Annotated in this window: 1 protein-coding gene; it reads right to left on the bottom strand. The window is 68.2% G+C overall.

Features of this window, described 5'->3' with window-relative positions; translation table 11 throughout:
- Positions 1-2,284: beta-ketoacyl synthase N-terminal-like domain-containing protein (locus ACIP8W_RS31890; RefSeq protein WP_402205903.1), on the bottom strand; the 2,284-nt coding region annotated here is incomplete at both ends.

Here is a 2,284-nt window from a genome sequence, read left to right as displayed (position 1 = left end):
GTGGCCATCACGGTGACACCGCCGGCCAGGGCCATGGAACACTCGCCCTGCCGCAGCGACTGGGCAGCCAGATGGAGTGTGACCAGGGACGAGGAGCAGGCCGTGTCCACGGTGACCGCCGGCCCTTCGAGGCCGAGGGTGTAGGCCACGCGCCCGGAGGCGATGCTGCCGGCGTTGCCGTTGCCGAGGTAGCCCTCGACTTCCTCGGGTGCTTGAAGGATCCGTGTGGCGTAGTCGTGGTACATGACTCCGGCGAAGACACCGGTGGCACTGCCCCGCAGCGTGGCCGGGTCGATCCCCGCCCGTTCCAGCGCCTCCCAGGAGGTCTCCAGCAACAACCGCTGCTGCGGGTCCATGGCAAGGGCCTCACGGGGTGAGATGCCGAAGAATCCGGCGTCGAAACGGTCCGCGTCGTAGAGGAACCCACCCTCGCGGGTCAGACTGGTACCGCCAGAGCACTGCGGATCGAACAACGCTTCCAGGTCCCAGCCCCGGTCCTGGGGGAAGCGGTCGATGGCGTCGGTTCCGTCCACGACCAGCTGCCACAGCTCCTCCGGCGAACGGACCCCGCCCGGGTAGCGGCACGCCATCCCCACGATCGCGATGGCCTCGTCACCCGCTGCCGCGGACATCACGACCGGCACGGCCGAACTCGCCTCCGGGCCTGCGGCGTTGGAGCGGATATGCGCGGCGAGAACGGCCGGTGTCGGATAGTCGAAGATCAGTGTCGCAGGCAACCGCATCCCTGTGGCGCCGTTCAGCCGGTTGCGCAGCTCCACCGCGGTCAGCGAGTCGAAGCCCAGCTCCCGGAACGCCTGTCCAGGCGGGACGGCACCGTCGTCGGCGTAACCGAGTACGGCGGCGGCCTCACCGCACACCAGCTCCAGCACCACACGCTCGGCCTCCGTCTGCGGCAACGCGGCGATCCGTTGTACGAAGGAGTGGGAGCCGTTCGGCCCGGCGGTCACCGCGCGGCGGGTGACCCTGCGCACCAGCCCCCGCAGCAAGGGCGGAACCGGCTGGTCCGACGCTCGCAGCACACCCAGGTCCAGCCGGACCGGCACCAGCCAGGGCCGGCCCGTGGCCAGCGCCGCGTCCAGCAGGGCGAGCCCCCGCTCCGAGGAGAGCGGCAGCACGCCCTGGCGCGCCATCCGGCCCAAGTCGGACTCCGCCAACTGTCCTGTCAGTCCGCTGCGTTCGGCCCACAGCCCCCAGGACAGGGACGTCGCCGGGAGCCCTTCACGGTGCCGATGGACGGCCAACGCATCCAGGAAAGCGTTGGCGGCGGCATAATTACCCTGGCCCGCCGCACCGAACACACCAGCCGCAGAAGAGAACAGTGCGAATACCGACAACTCCAGACCAGCAGTCAGCTCATGCAGCCACCACGCCCCATCCACCTTCGGCCGCAACACCCGCTCCAGCCGCCCCCCAGTCAACGACTCGACCACACCATCATCCAACACACCCGCCATATGAATCACACCCCCCACCGGATGCCCCACCGGAACATCAGCCAGCACCGACGCCACCGCCGCCCGGTCCCCCACATCACACAGAACCTGCCGCACCGACACACCCGACGCAGCCAACTCCCCCGCCAGATCATCAGCTCCACCACGACTGAGCAACACCACATGCCGCACACCCCACACAGCCACCGCATGCCGAACCACCAACCCGGCCAACACCCCCGAAGCACCCGTCACCAACAACGACCTCACCGGATCCCAACAGACACCACCATCGTCACCCTCAGCCACCGGTACCCGCGCCAGCCGTGGAACCAGCACCTGTCCGCCACGTACCATCACACACGGCTCATCTACAGGCAGCCCCGTAAGAACAGCCCCACCGTCATCCGTGTCCACAAGCACGAACTGCCCCGGATGCTCGGACTGCGCCGACCGCACCAGCCCCCACACCGCCGCACCCGCCAGATCCGAAACATCATCACCGACAGCCCCCCGCGTCACCACCACCAAACGCGACCCAGCCACCCGCTCCCCCGCCAACCACCCCTGAATCAAACCAAGAACACGCTCCACCGCCGCACACACACCCCGCGAACCCTGCCCAAACCCATCAAAACAGTGAACCTCCACTACCTCCTCACCCAACACACCCGACGACAACACCCCACCAAACGGCATCCACTCCACACCGAACAACGAATCACGCCCCACCCGACCAGCCGTACCAAACTGCCCCTCCACCACCGGCCGCGACACCAACGCATCCACCCGCGCCACCGGCACACCAGCCACATCCGCAACCAGCACAG

It is taken from the genome of Streptomyces sp. NPDC088554, assembly GCF_044752945.1.
Classification (GTDB): domain Bacteria; phylum Actinomycetota; class Actinomycetes; order Streptomycetales; family Streptomycetaceae; genus Streptomyces.
This window is presented reverse-complemented; position numbering and strand designations above follow the sequence as displayed.